The organism is Pseudomonas ceruminis (assembly GCF_021602025.1).
GTDB classification, from domain to species: Bacteria; Pseudomonadota; Gammaproteobacteria; order Pseudomonadales; family Pseudomonadaceae; genus Aquipseudomonas; species Aquipseudomonas ceruminis.
In genome coordinates this window covers 14,242-35,284 of the sequence record NZ_BQHW01000030.1, presented here as the reverse complement: position 1 = coordinate 35,284, position 21,043 = coordinate 14,242, and the positions used below count along the sequence as shown (strand labels likewise).

Below are 21,043 nucleotides of genomic sequence, written 5' to 3'. Positions count from 1 at the left end.
GCGACTCCTGACTTCCAGACGAGGATGGCGGCACCGCCAGCGGTGCCTGACCCTGGAGTGTAGTCGGGTTATTCGTCCGCGCCTTGATCTGTCTCAGGTGGCAGTTCGGGCAGCGCGCGCAGGGCGGCTTCATACCATTCGGTGTTGAACGGGCGGTCTTCGTCGAGCATGTTGTCGATCTCGATGGCCAGCACGTGGGCCATGAGGTTGAGAATGTCCTCGCGCTCGTAGCCGACCAGGGTCAGCTTGTTGAGGGTGGCCTTGGCCGCTGGTGGCTCGCCGCTTTCGATCTGGTTCTCGATAGCCTGGGTCAGTGTCGCCTCGGCGAAGGCTTCGTCGTCATTGTCGATGTCGGTGGGCTCGCTCATGGCGGTACTCCTGTAGTGGGGCGTACAGTTTGCCATGCTCGCGCCGGCAATGCCTGGTCATCGACCGGGCGCATGACGCTGGTCAGGGGCGGGCGATGGGGCTATAAAAGCCAGGCCAACCCCATACGGCCTGGAGGCTGTTACCCCATGCTCAAGCTTCACGGATTTTCGGTCAGCAACTACTACAACATGGTCAAGCTGGCGCTGCTGGAAAAAGGCCTGCCGTTCGAGGAAGTCACGTTCTACGGTGGCCAGGCGCCGCAAGCGCTGGCAGTCAGCCCACGAGGCAAGGTGCCGGTGCTGGAAACCGAGCACGGGTTCATCAGCGAAACCAGTGTGATCCTCGATTACATCGAGCAGACCCAAGGGGGCACACCGTTGCTGCCGGCAGACGCGTTCGGGCAGGCCAAGGTGCGCGAGTTGCTCAAGGAGATCGAGCTGTATATCGAGCTGCCGGCGCGTACCTGCTATGCCGAGTCATTCTTCGGCGCGGCGGTAGAGCCGTTGATCAAGGAGCGGGCGCGTGCAGACCTGCTGGCTGGGTTCGCCACGCTCAAGCGCAATGGGCGCTTTGCACCTTATGTGGCGGGTGAAGCACTGACCCTTGCCGACCTGATGTTCTGCTTCTCGGTCGACCTGGCTTACGCAGTGGGCAAGAAGGTGCTGAACATCGATTTGCTGGCGGACTTCCCGCAGGCCAAGGCGTTGCTCGAGAAAATGCGCGAGAACCCGCACATGGCGCGAATCCTGGCGGACAAGGAGGCATCGATGCCGGCCTTCATGGAGATGGTCCGCAGCGGCAAGCGCTGAACCTGAAGAGGGCTGCTCAGCAGCCCAATCGCTGGCACGCCAGCACCCGGAGGGATCGCACTTGGCGCTGCGGCGAACGAGGGCAAAGCCCTCGCACTGGGGCCTTAACGCGAAGCCAGCAACGCCTTGCCGCGCGCTACGGCAGTGCGCACTTGCGCCGGCGCGGTCCCACCGATGTGGTCACGGGCGTTGACCGACCCTTCCAGGGTCAGCACGGCGAACACGTCCTGTTCGATCTGGTCGCTGAACTGGCGCAGTTCTTCCAGGCTCATCTCGGCCAGGTCCTTGCCGGTATCGACGCCATACTTCACCGCGTGGCCGACGATCTCGTGGCAGTCACGGAATGGCAGGCCACGGCGTACCAGGTAGTCGGCCAGGTCGGTGGCGGTGGAGAAACCACGCAGCGCCGCCTCGCGCATGATCGCGTGCTTCGGTTTGATGGCCGGGATCATGTCGGCGAAGGCGCGCAGCGAATCGCGCAGGGTGTCGGCGGCGTCGAACAGCGGTTCCTTGTCTTCCTGGTTGTCCTTGTTGTAGGCCAGCGGCTGGCCTTTCATCAGGGTCAGTAGGCCGGTCAAGGCGCCGAACACACGGCCGCTCTTGCCACGGACCAGCTCCGGTACGTCCGGGTTCTTTTTCTGCGGCATGATCGAGCTGCCGGTGCAGAAGCGGTCTGGCAGGTCGATGAACTGGAACTGCGCGCTGGTCCACAGCACCAGCTCTTCGGAGAAGCGCGACAAGTGCATCATCGCCACACTGGCAGCGGCACAGAATTCGATGGCGAAGTCACGGTCCGAAACGCCGTCCAGCGAGTTGCCAGCCACTGCTTCGAAGCCCAGCAGCTTGCACGTCAGTTCGCGGTCGATCGGGTAGGTGGTGCCGGCGAGTGCGGCGCTGCCCAGGGGCATGCGGTTGGTGCGTTTGCGGCAGTCGACCAGGCGCTCGTAGTCGCGGCTGAGCATTTCGAACCAGGCCAGCAGGTGGTGGCCGAAGGTGACTGGCTGGGCCGTCTGCAGGTGGGTGAAGCCCGGCATGATGGTTTCGGCTTCACGCTCGGCCTGCTCCAGCAGGCCCTGCTGCAGGCGGGTGATTTCGGCCAGGATCAGGTCGATTTCGTCGCGCAGCCACAGGCGGATGTCGGTGGCGACCTGGTCGTTGCGGCTGCGCCCGGTGTGCAGCTTCTTGCCGGTGATGCCGATGCGATCGGTCAGGCGTGCTTCGATGTTCATGTGCACGTCTTCAAGGTCGACGCGCCAGTCGAAGTTGCCGGCTTCGATTTCGCCCTGGATGGTCTTCAGGCCGTCGATGATGGTATCGCGCTCGGCGTCGCTGAGTACGCCAACCTGCGCCAGCATCGTGGCGTGGGCGATCGAACCCATGATGTCGTGGCGGTACAGGCGCTTGTCGAAGTCGACCGAAGCGGTGAAGCGGGCGACGAAGGCGTCGACGGGCTCACTGAAGCGGCCGCCCCAGGACTGATTGGTCTTGTCGGTGCTCATGGATTCACTCGTTGAAGGCGTGAACGAAAAAAGTGCCGCCGATGATAGCAGGATTGGGCTTGCCGCCGCAGGGCGCCTGTCGACAGAAATCCGTGGGAAACATCGGTAAAGGCAGGCCAAAACGATATTCAACGATTGAACGGCAGTGTTCTAAGGACCGTCTACAGTTGGACAAAGGACTGGCAGCGAATCTGCCGGCTCAGTGAATCTTTGGCCTTCGTATCGGTCTAGAGCGTGACCGCAGTGTCGCTCGACCTGCATCTGTCTACGCTATACCTGTGCGAGACTCACTCAGGAATCCAGAGCAATTATGAATGTCCTGATCGTTGATGATGAACCCCAAGCCCGTGAACGCCTGACGCGGCTATTCGGGGACCTGGAGGGGTACACCGTGCTGGAGCCCAGCGCCACCAACGGCGAGGAGGCACTGGCCCTGATCGAAAGCCTCAAGCCCGATGTCGTCCTGCTGGACATCGGCATGCCGGGCCTGGATGGCCTGCAGGTCGCGGCTCGCCTGTGCGAACGCGAGGCGCCTCCGTCGGTGGTGTTCTGCACCGGTGACGATGCCTATGGCGCTGAAGCTTTCAGGGACAGCACCCTCAGCCACGTGACCAAACCGATCCACCCCCAGGCCCTGCGCGATGCGCTGCGCAAGGCCGAGAAACCCAACCGCGCCCAGCTGGCGGCGCTGACCCGTCCAGGCAGCGAAGGCGGCGGCCCGCGCAGCCATATCAGTGCACGTACCCGCAAGGGCATCGAGCTGATCCCCTTGGGGCAGGTGATCTATTTCATTGCCGATCACAAATACGTGACCTTGCGTCACGAGGCCGGCGAAGTGCTGCTCGATGAGCCGCTCAAAGCCCTCGAGGACGAGTTCGGCGAGCGTTTCGTGCGTATCCACCGCAATGCCCTGGTGGCCCGTGAGCGTATCGAGCGCTTGCAGCGTACCCCGCTGGGGCATTTCCAGCTCTACCTCAAAGGCCTGCACGATGACGCCCTGACCGTCAGCCGCCGGCATGTGGCTGGCGTGCGCAAGATGATGCAGACGCTTTGAACAAGGGCCTTGTCGCCAACCAGCCGGCGACAGGCCCGCTACAGGATCCTGACCCACATCTGCTAGCGATACCGACGGAGCTGTTATCATCGGCGGTATTCCTAAGCATCGGGGCGCTCCATGTCCACTCGCGAAATCCGCATCGCCACCCGTAAAAGTGCCTTGGCCCTGTGGCAGGCCGAATACGTCAAAGCCCGGCTAGAGCAGGCCCATCCTGGGGTGCTGGTCACCCTGGTACCCATGGTCAGCCGCGGAGACAAGCTGCTCGACGCGCCGCTGGCGAAGATCGGCGGCAAGGGCCTGTTCGTCAAGGAACTTGAAACTGCCCTGCTGGAGAACGAAGCCGACATCGCCGTGCATTCGATGAAGGACGTGCCCATGGACTTCCCCGAAGGCCTGGGCCTGTACTGTATCTGCGAGCGCGAAGACCCGCGCGACGCCTTCGTGTCCAACCGGTTCGCCAGCCTTGAGGCGCTGCCTGCCGGCAGCATCGTCGGCACTTCCAGCCTGCGTCGTCAGGCCCAACTGCTCGCGCGCCGCCCGGACCTGCAGATCCGCTTCCTGCGTGGCAACGTCAATACCCGCCTGGCCAAGCTCGATGCCGGCGAGTACGACGCCATCATCCTTGCAGCGGCAGGCCTGATTCGCCTGGGCTTCGAGTCGCGCATCAGCGCCAGTATCAGTGTCGACGACAGCCTACCGGCCGGTGGCCAGGGTGCAGTAGGCATCGAATGCCGTACTGCAGACACTGAGCTCCATGCCTTGCTGGCACCGCTGCACCACGTCGATACCGCTGACCGCGTGGTGGCCGAACGAGCCTTGAACAAGCGCCTGAACGGCGGTTGTCAGGTGCCGATTGCCTGCTATGCAGTCCTTGAAGGCGAGCAGCTCTGGCTGCGTGGGCTGGTGGGCCAACCCAGCGGGGGGACCTTGCTGGTGGCCGAAGCCCGTGCGCCACGCGCGTCTGCCCAGGCCTTGGGCATACAGGTTGCCGAAGACCTGCTGGGCCAGGGGGCCGAAGCCATTCTCAAGGAAGTTTACGGTGAGGCCGGGCACCCGTGAGCCCCTGGCGCCTGTTGCTCACCCGGCCTGCCGATGACTGCGCTGCCCTGGCGCAGAGCCTGGCGGCGGCCGGTGTGGCCAGCAGTTGCCTGCCCTTGTTGGCGATCGAGCCCGTAGCACTGGGGGAGGGGCAGCGCGCGCTGCTTTGCGCGCTGAAGCAATACGCGGTCATCATTGTGGTCAGCAAGCCCGCTGCCAGGCTGCTGCTGGAACACCTGGCACAAACTGCCGTGCAACCGCCTGCGACCGGCTGGTTCAGCGTCGGTGAAGCGACGGCAGGTGTATTGCGCGCTGCGGGCTTGCAGGTGGCCTTCCCGGCACAGGGTGACGATAGCGAGGCCTTGCTCGCACTCCCGGGCCTGCGCGAGGCTATGGCGGTTGCCACGCCACGGGTGCTGATCGTGCGCGGCGTAGGAGGTCGCGAACTGCTGGCCGGGCGTCTTGCAGAGCAAGGTGCTAGTGTCGATTATCTGGAACTGTATCGTCGCTGCCTGCCGGAGTACCCGGTGGGTACGTTGATGCGTCGCATCCAGGCGGAACGCCTCAACGGCCTGGTGGTCAGCAGTGGGCAGGGTCTTGAACACCTGCAGCAGATGGCCGCTGGCGACTGGCCGCAAGTGGCGTGTCTGCCGTTGTTCGTGCCGAGCCCGCGAGTCGCCGAGCAGGCCAGGGCTGCAGGGGCCCAACAGGTTTTGGATTGCCGTGGCGCGAGTGCCGCGGCCTTGCTGGCAGCTGTGCAGCGTAGCGCTGCACCTGCCTCTTAAGGCGCTAAGCTCAGAGCGATGCGCCCCCATGCAAAGGATGGATACGTGAGCGAAACTGTCTTGTCCAACAATGATCAGCCGTCGGCGCAGGAGCCGGCGCAACCCATTACCGACCAACCCGCCAAACGCTCTGGCAGTGGCCTGGCCCTTTTGGCACTGCTGGTGGGCGCTGCAGGGATTGCGGTAGGCGGTTGGGGTGTCTGGCAGGTGCGGCAACTGCAAGGCAGTGAATTGAACCAGGGCCAGCACCTTGAAGCGCTGAGCCAGCGTGCTGCAGCCCTGCAGCAGCGTGAGCAGCAGATCAGCGCCCAGCTCGCCAGCCTGCCGGCGGCCAGCGAACTGGAAGACCGGCGTCGCCTGGTGGCACAACTGCAAGGCGATCAGCAGCGCCTGAGCCAGCGCCTGGAAACCGTCCTGGGCGAAAGCCGCAAGGAGTGGCGCCTGGCCGAAGCCGAGCACCTGTTGCGCCTGGCGACGCTGCGCCTTTCGGCGTTGCAGGACATCACCAGCGCCAAGGCGTTGGTCGAGGGTGCCGACGAGATCCTGCGTGAGCAGAGCGACCCCGCGGCGTTCGCCGCTCGCGAGCAACTGGCGCGCAGCCTGGCGACGCTCAACAGTACCCAGCAACCAGACCGCACTGGGCTGTTCCTGAAGCTGGCCGCCCAGCGTGACCTGGTACAGCAGCTCAGTGCCCAGTCACCGGAATTCGACAGCAATGCCGATGCGCTCGGGGCCCTTACCGCCGACGGCGATGGTGCCAGCCGCTTGTCCCAGTGGTGGGCAGAGATCTCCAAGTACTTCCAGATCGATTTCAACGCGGACGACAACGTGCGCCCCCTCCTGGCCGGGCAGTCGCTCAATCAGCTGCGTCTGGCCTTGAGCCTGACCATCGAGCAGGCTCAGTGGGCGGCGCTCAATGGCGAGGCCAAGGTCTACACCCAGGCCTTGGATGATGCGCGCAGCGTGCTGCTGGCCAACTTCAATGCCGACAACCCGCAAAGCAAGGCGATGCTCGACAGCCTCAATGCGCTGGCCGAGCAGCCGGTTTCGGTTGTCACGCCCGACCTGAGCGAGAGCCTGGCGGCGGTGCAGAACTACATCCAGCGCCGCCACCTGCCCGCCGAGCGGGAAGGGGGCAAACCATGAAGCGTGTCTACCTGCTGGCGGTACTGGCCATTGTGGTTGCCGCAGCGCTGGGCATCGCGGTGGCCAAGCACAGCGGTTACGTGCTGATTGCCTATGGCGGCTTCCGTTACCAGTCCGGGCTGTGGGCAGCGCTCGCGGCCCTGGCGGGGGTGGTTCTGGCCCTCTGGCTGCTGCGTTACCTGGTAGGCCTGGTGCTGACCTCCAGTGGCGTGGTCAACCCCTGGTCGCGGCGTAATCGCAGCCGACGCATTCGCATTGCCATCGAGCAGGGGCAACTGGACCTTGCCGAGGGACGTTGGGCCAGTGCCCAGCGCCATCTGCACCGCGCCGCCGAGGCCGAGCGCCAGCCGCTGCTGTATTACCTCGGCGCGGCCCGTGCGGCCAACGAGCTGGGGCGCAAGGAAGACAGCGACAACCTTCTTGAGCGCGCTCTGGAGCGCCAGCCCCAGGCCGAACTGGCAATTGCCCTGACCCACGCACAGTTGCAGATGGACCGAGGCGAAACGGATGGCGCCCTGGAAACACTGCTGGCCATGCAGGAGCGGCACCCTCACAACAACCAGGTGCTGCGCCTGCTGCAGCGGCTGTATCTTGAGCGTGGCGACTGGTCGGCGCTGATTCGCCTGTTGCCGGACCTGCGCAAGGCCAAGGTGCTGTCGGCCGCTGAACTTGCTGCGCTGGAACAACGCGCATGGGGCCAGAACCTGAGCCTGGCGACCGCCCGCGGCGACGATGCACACAGCGCTCGCCAGGCGCTGGAGCGCGCCTGGCAACAACTGACCGCAGCCCAGCGTCAGGAACCGCAACTGGTGCTGGCCTATGCCGAGCAATTGCGCCAGGTGGGCGCCCAGGGCGAAGCCGAACAGGTACTGCGCACCGCCCTCAAACGTCAATACGAAAGTCACCTGGCCCGACTGTACGGCCTGGTGCGCGGCGATGACCCGGCCCGCCAGCTGCAAACCGCCGAGGACTGGCTCAAGGCGAACCCACAGGACCCGAGCCTGCTGCTCACGCTTGGCCGCCTGAGCTTGCAGAACCGCTTGTGGGGCAAGGCACGCGACTACCTGGAAAGCAGCCTGCGCATGGAACGCAACCCGGAAACCTGTGCCGAACTGGCCCGGTTGCTTGCCGGCCTGGGTGAGACCGAGCGCAGCAACCAGCTGTTCCAGGAGGGCCTTGGCCTTCTGGATGAACGCCTGTTGGCCCTGCCGTTGCCCGAAGCTGTACGCGCCTGACCTAGCCATGAGCCTGCGCGAGCGCGCGGGCTCATGGGCGAGGTAATTTGTCCATAGCAACGCGTAATTTCTGCTGCATTCTTCTTAAGAAAATTCCTACCACTCGGATGGATTTTTCTTCTGCCTCCCAGTGACTTCTCGCCCCTGTCGCGCCTTGAAACAAAGTGCGTCTTTCCTCTACCGTTTCAAGCCACATCTTCTAGCCCAGGGCCTCCACCACCCATGTTGCCGGCACGTCTGCGCACGTTTTTTCTTCCAGCCTGCCTTGCCTCGGTGGCGGTCCTGGTCGTGTCCTTCTACCTGGAGCGCTCCTTGGGGCTGATGCCGTGCCCGCTGTGTTTCAGCCAGCGATTGCTGCTGGCTGTGCATGCTTTTATCTGCCTGTGCGCGGTTCTGCATGCCCCCGGCAGCGCAGGGCTCAGGCACTACGCGCGCGCCGCGCTGGCCAGCTCGGGCGCAGGGGCGTTGCTGGCGGCACGGCATGTCTGGCTGCAGGGTGCCGGCAGTGTCAGCCAAGGTAGCCCGGGGCCGATCTGGCCCGTGTTCGAACGGTCCTGGAGCGAGGCCGCCCGGCAACTGCTGCTGGGCGGGCAGGACTGCAACTCGCTGACCTGGAGTTTTCTTGACCTGACCCTGCCCGAATGGAGCCTGCTGGCCTTCCTGCTGCTGGCAGCGCTGCCCTTGACCTACCTGATGGCGTATCGTTTCCGCACACTGGGCAAAGCTTGATCGAACGCAAGTTTTCGGCAGTAGCACGACCAATGGTGATGCGCCAGGGTATTAAACGCTTGTATGAACTTAGTCGTCTGCGTACCTTGATGGTCAGCACGCGCGGGAATAATCTCCCAGCACGCACACCGAAAAATACAACTGCTCGATGCCGTCCTGCTGATGTCACCGTTGTGCCGCACGGTCGTGGTACGAGGTGCAGCGGCATCTACCCAGAAGGGAAGAGATTGCCATGCTCGATAGTTGTCAGAACGCCCAGGAACGCTGGGGCGGGGTTCACCGGCTGATCGACCGCTGGCTCAAGGAGCGCGAGGAGCTGGTCCAGGCTTTTCGCGCCTTGCGCGATGCCAAGCCGGCCTTTGCAGACAAGGAACAGAACCGCGACTTCTGCGCGGTGCTGGTCGATTACGTGTCGGCCTGGCATTTCGAAGTCAGCGAGCAACTGGTGACGGAGGCCAAGGCATTCGGTGACCAGAAAGCCCTGAAACTGGCCGAAGAGATCAACCCGCGGATCAACGACATTACCCAGATCGCACTGGCATTCAATGATCACTGCGAAAAGGGCGAGTGTACCGACACCGAACGTTTCGCCGAAAAACTGGGCAAGCTGGGCAGCCTGTTGCACGAGCGCTTCGAACTCGAGGACTGCCTGATCGAGGTATTGCACAACGCGCACAAGGAAGAGGGCGCAGTCGAAGCCTGATAGGTCGAGGTCAGCTGCCGACTGCCAGCAACTCGATTTCGAATACCAGTGGTGTGAAAGGCGCGATCAGATCACCCGCGCCTTCGGCGCCGTAAGCTTGTGCCGAGGGAATCACCAGGCGCCAGGTCGACCCCACCTTCATATGCGGCAGCGCCACTTGCCACCCTTCGATCACCGAGCCCAGGCTGAACCACTGGGGCTGCTGGTTCTGATCGAACACCGAGCCGTCGGGCAAGGTGCCCACGTACCGCACCTGAACCTTGTCACCGGCCTTGGGCTGCGCGCCGGTGCCAGTTTTCAATTCACGGTAGAGCACACCTTCGGGCAACTCGTGCATGCCAGCACGTGCTCGTTCGTTGGCCATGAACCGCGTTTCAACGGCCTGCGCTTTTGTTGCATCGCCTTGCTCGGCCGCGCTGTTCGCCTGTTCTTCATGCTGCTGAAGGATGGCCTGCATGTGCGCCTTGTCCAGCTGTAGAGGCTGGTTTCGATAGGACTGGCGCAAGCCCTCGAGCAGCGCGTCGAGCTGCAACCCAGGCACCTCCTGGCGCAGCCGCTCACCCAGGCTGGCGCCCAGGCTGTAGGCCAAGTCATGGTCGTTGGGGGGTGTCGCATCGGAAGCCGCCAGCGCCGTGGGAGCCACCAGGCACAGGCCGAGAACGAGATAACGAGGCATGGGCAACTCCGAGCTCAGGAACTGCGAAGTATGCCAGCCCGTTGGCGGCAGATGCGTAAATATCAGCAACGAATTGTTAAGCAACTACACTTGCACGCAGCTGCAAGATAACAACTTTGCCCAGGCATGCAACGCGGCGCAAACGATACTGTCAACATGCCCTAGCGGCGGTAGCAGCAGAAGCATAGTATGAGCCGCAATCTCATCAGCCAGGAGGTAAACCATGTCGGCCAAAAAGAAGCCCGTAAGTACGCCGTTACACCTGCTCCAGCAACTTTCGGGCAGCCTGCTCGAACACTTGGAAGATGCCTGCTCGCAAGCGCTGGCTGATGCGGAAAAACTGCTGGCCAAGTTGGAAAAGCAACGTGGCAAGGCGCAGGAAAAACTGCACAACGGGCGCCTGAAGTTGCAGGACGCGGCCAAGGCAGGTAAAGCCAAGGCCCAAGGCAAAGCACAGAAAGGCATTGGTGAACTTGAGACGTTGCTCGACTCGCTCAAAGAGCGCCAGACGCAAACCCGGACTTATATTCAGCAACTCAAGCGCGATGCCCAGGAAAGCCTGAAACTTGCCCAGGGTGTTGGCAAGGTGCGTGAGGCTGCGGGTAAGGCACTCGATCAGCGTGCCGCTGCTGCCAAATCAGCTAAGCCGGCGGCTGCAAAAGGGTCTGCGAAAACCGCCGCCAAGCCTGCGGCAAAACCAGCCGCCAAAGCACCTGCCAAGACGGCTGCCGCCAAAGCCCCTGCCCGCGTAACGGCAGCCAAACCTGCTGCTGCCAAGGCCCCAGCCAGAGCGGCAACCAAGGCCGCTGTGGCGAAACCGGCCGCTACCAAAGCGCCGGCACGCACGGCTGCGGCTAAACCTGCAGCCAAACCAGCTGCCAAGGCTCCGGCCAACGCGGCGGCTACCAAACCCGCCGCTGCCAAAGCCCCGGCTAAACCTGCGGCCGCGAAACCTGCCGCCGCCAAGCCTGCTGCGGCTAAAACCACCGCGTCCAAGCCTGCAGCCAAAGCTGCGGCCAGGCCTGCAGCTGCCAAACCCGCCGCCAAGCCAACTGCCACCAAGGCTCCGGCCAAACCAGCGGCTGCCAAGCCCGTTGCCAGCAAGCCTGCCGAAAGCAAGCCGACCACTCCGGCAACGGCTGCATCCACGTCCAACTCTGCAACGCCTGCCTCAACGGCACCGGCTGCAAGCACCCCGGGTCAGGCGCCGTCTTCGGCCTCCTGAAGCCCGGCGGCGGCGGCGCGCAATCGCTCCAGCGCGTCGTGGCCACCGGCCTGGTCAGGCGCAAGCCAGGCCAGCCAGTCGTCCGTGGGCTCCTGCGAGCCCTCGGGCCATTGCTGCGCGCACGCCTGCAAGCGCTCCAGTAACGTCCTTTCTGCCTGCAGCTCCAGGCCCTTCACCTGCTCTCGCAGCGCTGCCAGTTGCGGGTCATGTTGCGCTGACGCACGCCACTGCTGGCGCAGTTCACGTAGCGGCGTCACCACGCCCCGCTGCCAGGGGGCGGCCAAGTCGCGCAGCGCCTTTGCCCGCTCGGCATCCACAGTGACATTGCGCCGTTGCAGCCAGGTCGCACACAGCAACAGGCAAACATCGCCCCCCATTGCCTGCACGCTCATGCAGGCCTCTTCGACCCCCGGCCGGGCATACAGGGCCAGGGCGTGATTCCACAGGTCAGTGCACATGATTCCACTCACGCTATAGGCCAAGGAAGCTGGTAGACTCCGCGACCATCATGATCAGACTATCCAACCTCACTTTACAGCGTGGTCCGCAGCGCTTGCTAGAAGGCGCCGAGATGACCCTGCACGCCGGCCACAAGGCCGGCCTGATCGGTGCCAACGGCGCCGGAAAATCCAGCCTGTTCGCCTTGCTGCGTGGTGAGCTCTCGCCCGACGCCGGCGACTGCCAGCTGCCGGGTGACTGGCGCATTGCCCACATGCGCCAGGAGGTCGATACCCTCGATCGTGTGGCGGTGGACTACGTGCTCGACGGCGATGCGCGCCTGCGCAAGGTGCAGGCCGAGCTTGCCGAGGCCGAGCTGGCCCATGACGGCACTGCCCTGGCGCGCCTGCACAGTGAGCTGGAAAGCGCCGACGGCTATACCGCCGATGCCCGAGCGCGCAAGTTGCTGGCAGGCCTTGGCTTTACCAACGAGCAGATGGACCGCCGGGTCGGCGACTTCTCCGGTGGTTGGCGGATGCGCCTGAACCTCGCCCAGGCCCTGATGTGTCCGTCCGACCTGTTGTTGCTCGACGAACCGACCAACCACTTGGACCTCGACGCGATCCTGTGGCTGGAGGATTGGCTCAAGGGCTACCCAGGCACGCTGCTGCTGATTTCCCACGACCGCGATTTCCTGGATGCCGTGGTCGACCATGTGCTGCATGTCGAACAGCGCAAGCTCAACCTGTACAAAGGCGGCTACACCGCCTTCGAGCGCACCCGTGCCGAGCGCCTGGCGCAGCAGCAGCAAGCCTATGAGAAGCAGCAGGCTCAGCGCGCGCACATGGAAAAGTACATCGCCCGCTTCAAGGCCCAGGCCACCAAGGCGCGCCAGGCGCAGAGCCGGATCAAGGCACTGGAGCGCATGGAAGAGTTGTCGGCGGCGCATGTCGATTCGCCGTTCGATTTCGTCTTCCGTGAGTCGCAGAAGATTTCCAGCCCCCTGCTGAGCCTGTCCGAAGGCCGCCTTGGCTATGGTGACAAAGCGATCCTGGACAAGGTCAAGCTGCAACTGGTGCCGGGGGCACGTATTGGCCTGCTCGGCCCCAACGGTGCCGGTAAATCGACCCTGATCAAGAACCTTGCCGGCGAACTCGAGCCGCTGTCGGGGCGCCTGGTGCGGGGTGAAAACCTTGCCGTTGGCTACTTCGCCCAGCACCAGCTCGACTCGCTGGATGACAAGGCCAGCCCGTTGCTGCACCTGCAGCGCATTGCGCCGAGCGAGCGCGAGCAGACACTGCGCGACTTCCTGGGCGGCTTCGACTTCCATGGTGATCGCGTCGACGAGCCGGTGGTGAATTTCTCCGGGGGCGAAAAGGCCCGCCTGGCTCTCGCCCTGATCGCCTGGGAGCGGCCTAACCTGCTGCTGCTCGACGAGCCGACCAACCACCTCGACCTGGAAATGCGCCTGGCGCTGACCATGGCGTTGCAGGAGTTCGCCGGAGCCGTGGTGGTGGTATCCCACGACCGTCACTTGCTCAAGAGCACCACCGACGAGTTCCTGCTGGTGGCCGATGGCAAGGTCGACACCTTCGATGGCGATCTGGACGACTACAGCCGCTGGCTGGTGGAGTACCGCCAGCGCAGCGCCCCGGCGAGCAATGTGTCGGCCAACCCGGACAAGACCGACAAGAAGGCCCAGCGCCAGGCCGCCGCAGCCTTGCGCCAGCAATTGGCACCGCACAAGAAGGCGGCCGACAAGCTCGAGGCCGAGCTCAGCCAAGTACACAGGCAATTGGCCGAGATCGAGGCAGCGTTGGGCGACAGCGGCCTGTACGAGGCCGCGCGCAAGGATGAGTTGCGCGACCTGCTGGCCCGACAAACCAAGCTCAAGCAGCGCGAAGGCGAGCTTGAGGAAGGGTGGATGGAAGCGCTGGAAACCCTGGAAAGCATGCAGGCCGAGCTCGAGGCGTTGTCCTGATGGAGGAGCTGCGCTCGCTGCTGCCGGGGCAATGGATGGATACCTTCTGGCTGGGCCTGCAGATTCTGCTGATCCTGGTCATCGCCTTTGTCCTGCAGCGTGTTATCGCCCGTGGCCTCAGCCGCCTGGGGCAGCGCTACCCGTTGCCGCCGGAGTTGCTAGTGCCAGTGCGTGGCGGTTTGCGCTGGTTGATCATGGGCAGCGCATTGCTGTTCGTGCTGGAGCGCCTGGGGGTTTCCGCGACCGTGTTGTGGACGGCGCTGTCCGGTTTCGTCGCGGTGGCAGCAGTTGCGTTCTTCGCCATGTGGAGCGTGTTGTCCAACCTGCTGTGCGCGGTGCTGATCTTCACCGTAGGGCCTTTTCGCATTGGCGATGTGGTGGAGCTGGTCGACACCCTGGACAAGCCGGGCGTCAAGGGCCGGGTGATCGCCATCAACCTGTTGTTCACCACCTTGATGGAACTGCCTGAGGCGGGCGGGGCGCTGGTGCAGGTGCCTAACAGTCAGTTCTTCCAGAAGTCGGTCAGGCGGTGGCGGGGCGCTGAAGTGCAGGGGCTGAGCAGAGACGTGGCGAGCGAGTCCGACTGATCTGCTGTGCTGTTTGGTGCCAGCTTCTTCGCGGTAATCCCGGCCCCCATTCTGGAAAAAACACTGGTCATTTTTTCGCCAACCCCTTAGCTTAACGTTTTGCAACATATGTTCGAGTGAGGTGTGCGATGTCGATGGAAGTGTGGTTGGGCTTCTTTGCCGCGTGTTGGGTGATCAGCCTTTCACCTGGGGCCGGGGCAATCGCCTCGATGTCCAGCGGCCTGCAGTATGGTTTCTGGCGTGGTTACTGGAATGCGCTAGGCCTGCAGATCGGCCTGATTGTACAGATCGCCATCATCGCCGCCGGCGTCGGCGCTATCCTCGCTGCCTCGGCTACCGCTTTCCACATCATCAAGTGGTTCGGTGTCGCCTACCTGGTTTACCTGGCCTACAAGCAATGGCGTGCGTTGCCAATGGACATGACCGATGAATCCGGCGTGCGCCCGATCGGCAAGCCGCTGAGCCTGGTGTTCCGTGGCTTTCTGGTCAACGTCAGCAACCCCAAGGCGCTGGTATTCATGCTCGCGGTGTTGCCGCAGTTCATTAACCCGCATGCGCCGTTGCTGCCACAATACGTGGCCATCACGCTGACCATGGTCAGCGTCGACATGCTCGTGATGGCGGGGTATACCGGGCTCGCTTCGCGGGTGTTGCGCCTGCTGCGTACGCCCAAGCAGCAGAAGCGCCTGAACCGCACCTTTGCCGGGCTGTTCATTGGCGCTGCCACGTTCCTGGCCACCTTGCGCCGCGCGCCTATCTGAACAGACGGTGATAGCCCATTCGTGGGTAAGTCCGCCCCAGAGCTACTGCATTGCTTCCCGAATCAATGGGGGATGCAGGGCGGAGTTACCCGCGAAAGCGTCAACGCGGATTCGACCGTTCCACCATCCCCTTGAGTAGGTCCAGCGGCATCGGAAACACGATGGTCGAGCTCTTGTCCCCGGCGATCGACCCCAGTGTCTGCATGTAGCGCAACTGCATGGCTCCCGGCTCCTTGCTGAGCATCTGTGCTGCCTGCATCAGTTTCTCGGACGCTTGCAATTCCCCTTCGGCATGGATGACTTTCGCCCGGCGCTCACGCTCCGCCTCGGCCTGCCGGGCAATGGCACGGACCATCGACTCGTTCAGGTCGACGTGCTTGATCTCGACGTTGGCGACCTTGATGCCCCAGGCGTCGGTCTGTGCATCGAGCACGTGGCGGATGTCCAGGTTCAGCTGTTCACGTTCGGCCAGCAGCTCGTCCAGTTCATGTTTACCCAGCACCGCACGCAGCGTGGTCTGGGCCAGCTGGCTGGTGGCCACGAGAAAGTCTTCGACCTGGATGATCGCCTTCTGTGGGTCGAGCACGCGGAAATACAGCACCGCGTTGACCTTCACCGACACGTTGTCGCGGGTGATGACATCCTGGGGCGGTACATCCAGCACCACGGTCCGCAGGTCGACCCGGACCATCTGCTGGATCACCGGGATCAGCAGGATCAGCCCAGGCCCCTTGACCTGCCAGAACCGCCCGAGTTGGAACACGACGCCACGCTCGTACTCGCGCAGGATGCGAAACGCCGACAGCAGCAGCATCGCCAGTACCAGCAGCACGGCGCCAAAACCCAGTTGCATGAACATTGTCATTCCCCTTGCGCCGCAGGTGCGGCGGCGCTCACGTGCAGCATTACCCCATGACGGGCGGTGACCCGGACGTGCTGGCCGGCTTGCAGTGGCGTGGCGCATTGCACTTGCCATTGTTCCCCCTGGGCCTGCACCGAGCCGCTGAAGGGGTTGTCCGTGGCCACCTGGGTGACGGTGACCAGGCTACCGACCAAGCCTGCATCACCGCTGACCAGGGCCCGGCGTCGCGTTTTCAGGGCCATGCCCAGCACGCCACCGATCAGCAGCGCCGAGAGCACGCCCAGGGTGCCGATCAATGCCAGGGGTATGCCGAAGCCTGGCGCATCGGTGTCGATCAGGATCAATGCGCCGACCACGAACGCGACGATGCCGCCAAAACCCACCACGCCGAAGCTGGGCAGGAACGCCTCGGCGATCATGAAGGCGATCCCGAGCAGGATCAGCGCCACACCCGCAAAGCTCACAGGCAATAGCTGCAGGGCATACAGCGCCAGTAGCAGGCAGATGCCACCCACCACGCCGCCCACCCCGGAGCCGGGGCTCATGAACTCGAACAACAGGCCATAGACGCCGATCATGATGAGGATCAGCGCCACGCTGGGGTTGGTGATCACCGCCAGCAGCCGAGTGCGCCAGTCTGGCTGGTGTTCGATCAGATTGGCATCACGGGTTTGCAGCAGGCGAGGCTGGTCGGCAGCGACCACGGTCTTGCCATCGAGCTGGCGCATGAGGTCGGGCAGGTCGTTGGCCATGCGGTCGATCACCTTCAGCCGCAGGGCTTCGCTGGCCGACAGGCTGACGGCTTCGCGCACCGCCTGCTCCGCCCAGTCGGCATTGCGCCCACGCAGTTGGGCCAGGCCCCGGATGTAAGCTGCGGCATCGTTGACCTGCTTGCGTGCGAGGGTTTCATCGTCACCCGCGGGTTTGGCCTTGTCGTCCTTCGGCACGCCTGGCGCGCCGCCAAGCTGCACGGGTGTTGCGGCGCCCAGGTTGGTGCCGGGGGCCATGGCCGCGATGTGGCTGGCATACAGAATGTAAGTTCCGGCGCTGGCGGCGCGGGCGCCGCTTGGGCCGACGAAGCTGGCCACTGGTACGGGGCTGGCGAGAATCGCCTTGATCATCTGGCGCATGGCGCTGTCCAGCCCGCCAGGGGTGTCCATGCGAATGACCACCAGTTGCGCGCCCTGATCCTTGGCCTGCTCCAACCCGCGCACCAGGTAGTCGGCGCTGGCCGGGCCGATGGCGTCATCGATGCTCAATACCCAGACATCGCCGGCCGCAGCCTGGCTGCCCGGGGCCAGGCCGAGCATCAGCAGGAGCAGTAACCCGCGGCAACATCGAGCGATCACCTGTCGTCACCTTTTGGTCTCTCTTACTCAAGTTTAGTCATGCCTGCCCAGGCACGGCCTAAAATTAGAAGTTGGGGGAAACCGGAGGTGCATCATGCGTATGGCCAAGACCTTGCAGCAGCGCCTGGACCAGGCGAACTGCGATTACGACATCATTCCCCACCCACACTCGGCCACCAGCCTGGAGTCGGCGCGTACCGCTGGCGTACCCGCTGAGCGCGTTGCCAAGTCGGTCATGCTCGACGATCGCCATGGCAATTACCTCATGGCAGTGCTGCCGGCCAACCGGCATCTGGACATGAGCAAGGTACGTATGTCCGGGGCCTGGCAACTGACCCGCGAAAGCGGCCTGCCAAGCCTGTTCGGCGACTGCGAGCGTGGCGCCATTCCGGCAATGGGTGATGCTTACGATATAAAGATGTTGCTCGATTCGAGTCTTACCCGCCAAGGCGATGTCTACCTGGAGGCGGGTGATCACGATCACCTGATCCACATGAGCATGGAGCAGTACCTGAAACTGGTACCGCAAGCCGAAGTACGCGAGCTGTGCTGATGTTCTCAAGCCAATGCCGGGCCGGCGTCGTGGACGGCCTGCCCGGCGCCTAGGAGGAATCATGGAAGCACCTACCCATCCGTTTTCCGATTTGTTCAAACAACTGGGCTTGCCCGACGATCCCCAAAGTATCGATCAGTTCATCACCAGCCATTCGCCGCTGAAGAACGAGATCAAGCTCGTGGATGCGTCGTTCTGGACTGAAGCCCAGCGTGCCTTTCTCAAGGAAAGCATCATTGAAGATTCCGATTGGGCAGTGCCCTTCGATCAACTCAACGAAGCGTTGCGCCGCCCCCGAAAATAAAGCGCCGAGCGGCACCTGACGAGTGATTGGCCGTTGCTATGCTCAGGAAAACAATAAGGGGATGGCGTGATGAAAGATCCCTATGCACCAGGCTTCTGGTGCTCCGTGACGATCCTGGGCACCCTGACGGCCGGTTACTACTACGGCATCCGCCACACCCAGCAGATGAACCAGGCCGTGCAGTTCCTGTACGCCGCTGCCGCGGTTACGGCTGCGGTAGCGTTGCTGGGGCTGACGTGGATTGCCTGGCAGCATTTGCACCTGAACAAGCGCGAGGTGATCCAGGGGCGCACGTTGCTGACGATCTGGAACACCAAGGTTGCGCTGCGACGGGTCGAAACCGTGTTCGATCGGTACTTCTGGGGCAGCTACTGGCATTCCGGGCGCACCTTCGAGGAGGTAATGGGCGAGCTCAGAGGTACGCCACTGGAGCAAAGCCTGGAGGCTTTGAAACGCCAGTGCCGCGTGCTCGACCGCGAAATTCACGACCACCACCACCACTGGCTGGCCAATGCCCGTGACCTCTCCAGTGTCGCCACCGCCATGGCGCGCGAGCGTTACCAACTGGACCTGTGCGAGCCTTCGAGCACGGGCCATGGCAACACGGCCGTGCTCAATCGGGACCTGGAAGTGCTGGTGTACACCTGGTCGGCGCGTCTGCGCAGCTTCGACCATCAACTGGACGAGCTGGAGAGCGCCTACCACTGAGGGTGGTCATTCACCGCGAATGTACTGCTCCATCTGGCGGATCAGGTTGGCCTGTTCGTGGATGGTTTCCTTGACCAGGTCACCGATCGACAGCAGCCCCAGCAATTGGCCGTTGCTGACCACTGGCAGGTGGCGCAGGTGGCGGTCAGTCATCAGGTTCATGCAATCGTCGAGCTTCTGCTTGGGGTCAACGGTCACCACCGGCGCGCTCATGATTTCTCGCACCGGTGTGGCTGCAGAGGAACGGCCTTTGAGCACCAGTTTGCGTGCGTAGTCACGCTCGCTGACGATCCCCACTACCTGGCTGTTCTCGACCACCGGCAGCGCCCCGACATTTTTCTCGGCCAGCAGCTTCAAGGCGTCGAGCACCGAGTCATCAGGGCCGATGGTGTAGACGGTCTGATGCTGGGACTTGGTTTTGAGGATTTCTTCGACGTTCTTCATACAGGCCTCTGCGGGTGGAGAAAGGGCTCTTTGAGTAAATAAAGCATCCTGTACGCCGGCCTGCACGGCAATGCAGGAAACGGCATGGAGCCGATTGAAAAACGTCATGGTTGAATCGCTTGCGTGCGGCGCCCAGTGGTGGGCTGCGGGTGCTGTGCTGGGGAGGCTACCGGGGAGGGGCAATAATCCGGATAATCTGTGACAATGCATGTCAAGTTGCCATCATTCAGATTATTTCGGCAAGGAGCCGCAATGCCACGGATGTTTCGCCTTACAGCGCTGAGCTGTGCCTTCGTCACCGCTGCCGGTTGCAGCACTCAACAGATGGACAATTTTTCCAAGACCGTGAAAGACATTGGCAGGGACTACGGCTTGCCAGTGCTTTGTGGTGTCGGCGTGGTGGCCGGGGGCGCTGCAGGCTACGCCCTCAAAGGCAAGGACGGGATCTTGCCGGGTGCGGCGGTCGGTGGCGCGGTGGGTTGCGTCGTGGGCTATGTCTGGCAGTCCCGCCTGCAAGAGCTGGACCGCATCGCCAAGGAAGAAAACCTCAAGATCACCACCGAGCAGTTGACGGTCGCCTCGGCCGCAGTGGTGACCGCTGTACCTGAGCAGGCGGGCCTGGTGACGCAGATCGAAGACACCGGCATGTTCGCCACCGGTTCCGACCAGTTGACGGCAAGCGGCCAGCGGGCCGTGGCCAAGCTGGTGCAGATGTATGCCAAGCCTGCAGCCAGCGACAAGCAGGCTGCGGCCAAGGAGTCGCAGGCGCGTCGCTTGCTGATCGTCGGCCACAGTGATGCGGTGGGCAACGCCGAGTTCAACCAGAAGCTGTCCGAGCGCCGCGCCAAGACCGTCGGCAAGGTCATGCTGCAGGCGGGCATTGCCGCCAATGCGATCTACTACCAAGGGGCAGGCGCTTCGCGACCGATCGCCGACAACAGCGACCCGTTGCTGCGCGGCCAGAACCGCCGCGTGGAAATCGTCGAGCTGGCCAACGAACAAGCCCTGGTGATGCGTGCCGAGGCCGAAGCGGGCAACACGCGCTACCTGCGCTACGGCACATCGACTGCGGCCAAGCCTCGGCAGGCGGTCACTACAGCGCAAGCAGCCAGCAAGCCCGCCGTGAGCAAACCCACCACGGCGCAGCGTACACCGGCCGCGACCAGCTCCGCGAAAACCCGTGCTGCTGCGCGCCCGGAAGTCGATTTCGCCGGTACGCCAGTGGCTGACTACACCTGGACCATGGCGCAGAGCATCAAGCCGAAACAGAGCGGTTTCACCCTGATCAGCAGCGCTTATGCCGCGCAGATGCCAATGTCCAGTTGTGAGGCGGACAGGCCACGCAATGCGGGCGACGTCCTGAGCATGGTCAACGACCAACCCTTGCAGCGTCGCGCTACCAAGGACTACCTGCCGGGTTACAACAACCGGGTTTGGGCCAACCTGGTCAACGGGCATCTGGTGACGGTATCGCCAGTCTCGATCTTGCGCGAAAACGCCAAGGTCGATCGCCAGCCGATTCTTCAGCTGGTCGAAGACTACAAGTTGCCCACCCAGCACAAGCCACGAACGATGAACGCTGTGGCCAACACCTATGAAGGTGAAAGCGAAGTGCTTTACCGGGTCTTCGCCAGTGATGCCCAGGCAGCGATTTCCTGCATGGACATTGTGTTCAGCAAGGGCAATGCCCAGGTCAGCCAAGGTGCGTTGTTCTACGCCGCCGGCAGTGATGCGTTCGTCGCTTCCTACACGCCAATCCCGGTCACCCGATAAAACCAGTCAAGG

At 63.3% G+C, this 21,043-nt stretch carries 23 protein-coding genes; 16 read left to right on the top strand and 7 right to left on the bottom strand.

Annotation, left to right across the window (positions count from 1 at the left end; translation table 11 throughout):
- Positions 1-68: 68 nt before the first annotated feature.
- A complete protein-coding gene (locus tag L6D80_RS25630; RefSeq protein WP_054902394.1) occupies positions 69-368 on the bottom strand; it encodes a hypothetical protein in 300 nt (99 codons plus the stop codon).
- A 147-nt stretch (positions 369-515) separates the two neighbouring features.
- Here L6D80_RS25630 and L6D80_RS25625 point away from each other — a divergent pair, with 147 nt between their 5' ends.
- Positions 516-1,178 (top strand): glutathione S-transferase, encoded by a 663-nt coding sequence (locus tag L6D80_RS25625; protein WP_176514345.1) that lies wholly within the window; start codon positions 516-518, stop codon positions 1,176-1,178.
- 104 nt (positions 1,179-1,282) lie between these two features.
- On the opposite strand, the gene argH is transcribed toward L6D80_RS25625, so the two are convergent.
- Positions 1,283-2,677: an argininosuccinate lyase gene (argH, locus tag L6D80_RS25620; RefSeq protein WP_054902396.1), complete on the bottom strand. Its 1,395-nt coding sequence runs from the start codon at positions 2,675-2,677 to the stop codon at positions 1,283-1,285.
- Between the two features lie 310 nt (positions 2,678-2,987).
- Here argH and L6D80_RS25615 point away from each other — a divergent pair, with 310 nt between their 5' ends.
- From L6D80_RS25615 to L6D80_RS25585, 7 genes are all read left to right on the top strand, one after another.
- Positions 2,988-3,731, top strand: coding sequence for a LytR/AlgR family response regulator transcription factor (locus tag L6D80_RS25615; RefSeq protein WP_054902397.1), 744 nt, complete (start codon positions 2,988-2,990; stop codon positions 3,729-3,731).
- Positions 3,732-3,851: 120 nt separating this feature from the next.
- Entirely contained in the window at positions 3,852-4,793 is a 942-nt protein-coding gene (hemC, locus tag L6D80_RS25610; protein ID WP_176514344.1) for a hydroxymethylbilane synthase, read from the top strand.
- On the top strand, positions 4,790-5,557 hold the full coding sequence (locus L6D80_RS25605; protein WP_182387642.1) for a uroporphyrinogen-III synthase: 768 nt from the start codon (positions 4,790-4,792) through the stop codon (positions 5,555-5,557). Before hemC ends, L6D80_RS25605 begins: the two co-directional genes overlap by 4 nt.
- Before the next feature lie 45 nt (positions 5,558-5,602).
- Positions 5,603-6,703 (top strand): uroporphyrinogen-III C-methyltransferase, encoded by a 1,101-nt coding sequence (locus tag L6D80_RS25600; protein WP_054902400.1) that lies wholly within the window; start codon positions 5,603-5,605, stop codon positions 6,701-6,703.
- Positions 6,700-7,938 (top strand): heme biosynthesis protein HemY, encoded by a 1,239-nt coding sequence (locus L6D80_RS25595; protein ID WP_054902401.1) that lies wholly within the window; start codon positions 6,700-6,702, stop codon positions 7,936-7,938. The genes L6D80_RS25600 and L6D80_RS25595 overlap by 4 nt, the downstream gene beginning before the upstream one ends.
- Before the next feature lie 222 nt (positions 7,939-8,160).
- Positions 8,161-8,667, top strand: a complete 507-nt coding sequence (locus tag L6D80_RS25590) for a disulfide bond formation protein B (RefSeq protein WP_054902402.1) — start codon at positions 8,161-8,163, stop codon at positions 8,665-8,667.
- A 232-nt stretch (positions 8,668-8,899) separates the two neighbouring features.
- Positions 8,900-9,370 (top strand): Rsd/AlgQ family anti-sigma factor, encoded by a 471-nt coding sequence (locus tag L6D80_RS25585; RefSeq protein WP_054902403.1) that lies wholly within the window; start codon positions 8,900-8,902, stop codon positions 9,368-9,370.
- A gap of 10 nt (positions 9,371-9,380) precedes the next feature.
- Here L6D80_RS25585 and L6D80_RS25580 read toward each other — a convergent pair whose 3' ends face one another.
- Positions 9,381-10,046 (bottom strand): FKBP-type peptidyl-prolyl cis-trans isomerase, encoded by a 666-nt coding sequence (locus L6D80_RS25580; RefSeq protein ID WP_176514342.1) that lies wholly within the window; start codon positions 10,044-10,046, stop codon positions 9,381-9,383.
- Between the two features lie 223 nt (positions 10,047-10,269).
- Between L6D80_RS25580 and L6D80_RS25575 the strand changes: the two genes are divergently transcribed.
- The gene (locus L6D80_RS25575) at positions 10,270-11,271 is read left to right on the top strand and encodes an AlgP family protein (RefSeq protein WP_176514340.1); all 1,002 of its coding nucleotides are present in this window, start codon (positions 10,270-10,272) and stop codon (positions 11,269-11,271) included.
- Here L6D80_RS25575 and L6D80_RS25570 read toward each other — a convergent pair.
- The gene (locus L6D80_RS25570) at positions 11,247-11,729 is read right to left on the bottom strand and encodes a TIGR02444 family protein (RefSeq protein WP_176514338.1); all 483 of its coding nucleotides are present in this window, start codon (positions 11,727-11,729) and stop codon (positions 11,247-11,249) included. The genes L6D80_RS25575 and L6D80_RS25570 overlap by 25 nt on opposite strands.
- Positions 11,730-11,779: 50 nt before the next feature.
- Between L6D80_RS25570 and L6D80_RS25565 the strand changes: the two genes are divergently transcribed.
- From L6D80_RS25565 to L6D80_RS25555, 3 genes are all read left to right on the top strand, one after another.
- Positions 11,780-13,690, top strand: coding sequence for an ATP-binding cassette domain-containing protein (locus tag L6D80_RS25565; RefSeq protein ID WP_054902407.1), 1,911 nt, complete (start codon positions 11,780-11,782; stop codon positions 13,688-13,690).
- Entirely contained in the window at positions 13,690-14,277 is a 588-nt protein-coding gene (locus L6D80_RS25560; protein WP_176514336.1) for a mechanosensitive ion channel family protein, read from the top strand. Before L6D80_RS25565 ends, L6D80_RS25560 begins: the two co-directional genes overlap by 1 nt.
- A gap of 128 nt (positions 14,278-14,405) precedes the next feature.
- Positions 14,406-15,038, top strand: a complete 633-nt coding sequence (locus L6D80_RS25555) for a LysE family transporter (protein WP_054902409.1) — start codon at positions 14,406-14,408, stop codon at positions 15,036-15,038.
- A gap of 100 nt (positions 15,039-15,138) precedes the next feature.
- Here L6D80_RS25555 and L6D80_RS25550 read toward each other — a convergent pair whose 3' ends face one another.
- Positions 15,139-15,897: a slipin family protein gene (locus L6D80_RS25550; protein ID WP_054902410.1), complete on the bottom strand. Its 759-nt coding sequence runs from the start codon at positions 15,895-15,897 to the stop codon at positions 15,139-15,141.
- A 2-nt stretch (positions 15,898-15,899) separates the two neighbouring features.
- Positions 15,900-17,249 (bottom strand): NfeD family protein, encoded by a 1,350-nt coding sequence (locus L6D80_RS25545; RefSeq protein WP_176514334.1) that lies wholly within the window; start codon positions 17,247-17,249, stop codon positions 15,900-15,902.
- Positions 17,250-17,343: 94 nt separating this feature from the next.
- Here L6D80_RS25545 and L6D80_RS25540 point away from each other — a divergent pair, with 94 nt between their 5' ends.
- The 3 genes from L6D80_RS25540 to L6D80_RS25530 all read left to right on the top strand — a co-directional run bounded on the left by L6D80_RS25540 (position 17,344) and on the right by L6D80_RS25530 (position 18,814).
- On the top strand, positions 17,344-17,802 hold the full coding sequence (locus L6D80_RS25540; protein ID WP_054902412.1) for an aminoacyl-tRNA deacylase: 459 nt from the start codon (positions 17,344-17,346) through the stop codon (positions 17,800-17,802).
- Between the two features lie 61 nt (positions 17,803-17,863).
- Entirely contained in the window at positions 17,864-18,106 is a 243-nt protein-coding gene (locus L6D80_RS25535) for a DUF2789 domain-containing protein (protein WP_054902413.1), read from the top strand.
- A 69-nt stretch (positions 18,107-18,175) separates the two neighbouring features.
- Entirely contained in the window at positions 18,176-18,814 is a 639-nt protein-coding gene (locus tag L6D80_RS25530) for a hypothetical protein (protein WP_054902414.1), read from the top strand.
- Between the two features lie 6 nt (positions 18,815-18,820).
- Here the strand turns inward: L6D80_RS25530 and L6D80_RS25525 are convergent, their stop codons facing one another.
- Positions 18,821-19,258, bottom strand: a complete 438-nt coding sequence (locus L6D80_RS25525; protein ID WP_054902415.1) for a CBS domain-containing protein — start codon at positions 19,256-19,258, stop codon at positions 18,821-18,823.
- Between the two features lie 252 nt (positions 19,259-19,510).
- Here L6D80_RS25525 and L6D80_RS25520 point away from each other — a divergent pair, with 252 nt between their 5' ends.
- Complete coding sequence (locus L6D80_RS25520) at positions 19,511-21,031, top strand: OmpA family protein (RefSeq protein ID WP_176514332.1); 1,521 nt, start codon at positions 19,511-19,513, stop codon at positions 21,029-21,031.
- The last annotated feature ends 12 nt before the right edge of the window (positions 21,032-21,043 follow it).